This is a genomic window from Wolbachia endosymbiont of Glossina morsitans morsitans, from assembly GCF_000689175.1.
Lineage (GTDB): Bacteria > Pseudomonadota > Alphaproteobacteria > Rickettsiales > Anaplasmataceae > Wolbachia > Wolbachia pipientis.
On record NZ_AWUH01000193.1, the window covers coordinates 1 to 3,026 of the forward strand.

General features: G+C 35.2%; 3 protein-coding genes. All 3 read right to left on the bottom strand.

Annotation, left to right across the window (positions count from 1 at the left end; all coding sequences use genetic code 11):
• Positions 1-322: 322 nt before the first annotated feature.
• A complete protein-coding gene (locus tag WGMM_RS07010) occupies positions 323-751 on the bottom strand; it encodes a hypothetical protein (RefSeq protein ID WP_051599677.1) in 429 nt (142 codons plus the stop codon).
• On the bottom strand, positions 714-1,172 hold the full coding sequence (locus WGMM_RS05375) for a hypothetical protein (protein ID WP_051599679.1): 459 nt from the start codon (positions 1,170-1,172) through the stop codon (positions 714-716). The genes WGMM_RS07010 and WGMM_RS05375 overlap by 38 nt, the downstream gene beginning before the upstream one ends.
• Before the next feature lie 154 nt (positions 1,173-1,326).
• The gene (locus tag WGMM_RS05020) at positions 1,327-2,721 is read right to left on the bottom strand and encodes a malonyl-CoA decarboxylase (protein ID WP_038250943.1); all 1,395 of its coding nucleotides are present in this window, start codon (positions 2,719-2,721) and stop codon (positions 1,327-1,329) included.
• Positions 2,722-3,026: the final 305 nt, after the last annotated feature.

Here is a 3,026-nt window from a genome sequence, read left to right on the forward strand (position 1 = left end):
GAGTAGGGCTTCTCCAGTTGCTTTATATGTCCTCATTACCATGCCATCACTATCACCCCGCTAAAGTAGATATGCCATATCATTCGGGTTTTCAGCTATCCCTATTGCCTTCGCCCTACCAACGTGGGCTCAGCCTTTAGGATTTGTAATTTTCGAGGCCACCTATGTGTTCGCTTTCGCTACGGCCTGGTAATTCGCCCTTATCCTACGATTACGTTGTCGGCAGGCTTCAACACTTTGGTCTCCCTGCTGCTCCATGCTGCTACCCAAGCTACGGGACTCCGACTTTTATCCCGGTAGGTTTAACTCCTACTGAACATACTCACCTTCTCTGGACACACGCTGGTCTATCACCCACTATTTTAATATTGCCATCGCCATTAGCACTTAATGTAATGCTACATTTTTTTTCACCTACATACCAATGAAACTTTATTCCATATTGAGCTGTGGTACCTAAATCATAGTACCTTACTCTTTTATCATCTATGTGGCCTTTTATAACTTCTCTCTGACTACCATTTAATATTGAGAAACCAGCAATGTTGTTTTCTGTGCAGAATTTACTATTTAAAAACTCACTTATTTTAATACTCGCGTTTTCATTGTTATTATCTTGTAGTTTAATTATTGCACACAGATCACCATCCTTATACTTTCCAATTGATACTCCATCAATAGTATCGTTTTCTATGTACTTACTAAATTTGGTTTTAGCTTCTTCTTCTAATTTTTCTGTATTCGTTTTCATTAGCATCGTCAGGATATTTATTTACATCATTACCTTGATTCGTTGCACTTTGTGGCAGTTGCTGCTGTTGCATTTTTTCTCGCACTTCTTTCATTTTTTTCTGAAGTGACATAGCTTGATTGAGTTCGTCTCTTCTACCATCGTTACCATTATCAAGTAGCTTTAAAGCTTCTACCACTATGTTTAAGTTTTTATAAGCTACTTCAATATTATACTTATTATACTTGTCACTCAAAGGCTCATTGTTAGCTAAAGAGTGTTTCAAGCTATTCCAACAATCCTCTTCAATAATAGCATGTTCTATTGTAAGCGATTGATTGATACTCCAAAGCTTTCTGATTATTTCTTCTTTTTGATTATGATCCTTTCCAACTAGCTCCTGACTTTCTTTAATATCTTCAACCAGGTTATTAACATACACAGGCGATTTTACTATCGACCTGCTCCTTATTAATTTATTAGTTTTTTCTCAATATCTTGAAGTTTTGTCAAAATCATACACTTTCCCTCACAAAATTATCTAACATTATATACATAAACATTAGGAAATTTTCAACATATTTATGCATCTCCTATTACTCCTTCAACATAGACGACACTTTTTTCGAACAGGAAATCACTTTATTAACCATATAGTTTTCATGATTATTATCTATTTTAGGCAACTCATACAGATAATTTACCATCATTCCAGCCGACTGACTAATACCTTTTTCAGAAGTATCTGCCATCCAGTTTAATTGTTTTATCGATGCACCTTTGCTTAAATGAAAATGCGCCACCGGATCATAAGCATTCCTATTACTATTATTCACTTTTAGTAAATAATATGCACATAGTTTAAGCATGCATTGTTTAGTTTCATTTATACATTCAACGTTAGTTTTTAATTGCTCTGCACTTTCTAAAATTTCTGCACTAGATTGTTTTATATTTAGTTTGCCCAATAAAGTGACATCTTGGTTTAGGTTGTTTTTTAGCCATTTCGTAAAGCCAGGTATTGGAGAAAGAGTTGCGTATGTTTTTATACTTTTAAACTCCTGTGATAGCTTTTCTACAACCCTTTTGATCAAAAAATTACCAAGGCTGATTCCAGATAACCCTGCTTGAGTATTTGATATTGAATAGAATATAGCAGTGCTCGCACTACTTGGATCATTTGAAGGTACCGACTCATCTAAAAGGTGTTGAATACTATCTGCAATCTTATCCACCAATGCAACCTCTACAAAAATTAGAGGTTCGTTTGGTATCTTGTAATGAAAAAAAGCAAAACAGAGACCCAGCCTGTTTTTTAAGTCATCCCAAGAGGAAATTTTATGCACAGCTTCATATTTTATAAGTTTTTCTAGCAATGATGCAGGTGAATCCCAGGTGATTTGACGAAGATCAAGTAGATCAACATCAACCCAAGTATAGAGTATATTTTTTAATTCGCTTTCTAGTGGATTCAAGCTTCTATATTGGTTCTTTAGCTTAAGCACGTCAGAACGCATATCAACAATAAACTTAAGGCCTTCTGGTAAAGAAATAAATTGCTTTAATATTTTAGAACGCGGTGATTCAAGAATTTTTATTAAATCCTGTTCAAATTTATAGTTTAACTCGGGATCTTGGTTTTTCTTATACTCTCTAATTTTCTCATCTATTTCCGCTTTATTCGGATTAAATTTTTCTGCCAGGGTTTGTAGAAATTTTATTTTACCTTTCTCTGATAAGCTTAAGTACAAGTTACCAAGAGATACAGCGTTTTTACGTGCTGAAACCTCCCCTCCCTTTGGATTTAAGCACTCGTTCATCTTCAAGACTAAACTATCGATATCGCGACTGTTGCTTAAATCAGGACTGATGTTACCAATCCACGATCTTACAGCATCTGCCACTCCACCTAGTATTTTAAAAAAGCTTCTTACCGCCTTTTTGTCTTCAACTTTCACTATATCAGTTTTTACCAATGATTCTTTTGTCATAGATTCCCTTTATTATACATAGCTAATGCAAGTCAGGGTCATACCGCTGCGATATCTCTAGATCCCGCTAACAAGTAGCGGGATGAAGAATTTGTCGTTTGTCAAATCGTCGGTAAACCCAAGTTATTTTAGCTACATATAGCTTAAGTTAAAGGAAAATTTTAGCTACATAGCAGGCACTATTACTAGATTATTAATAATTCAGTAATACAATAGACTTCTTGCACTACCTCCCAAGCCACAACTGTCATTCAGTAGAAACGAAAAAACTTACTTGACAAACTCCGCCAGCCTCCTTATCATGA

Bases quoted from the DNA above. Each gene is read 5' to 3' on its own strand.
- WGMM_RS07010 (WP_051599677.1), bottom strand. From the start codon at position 751: ATGAAAACGAATACAGAAAAATTAGAAGAAGAAGCTAAAACCAAATTT.
- WGMM_RS05020 (WP_038250943.1), bottom strand. From the start codon at position 2,721: ATGACAAAAGAATCATTGGTAAAAACTGATATAGTGAAAGTTGAAGAC.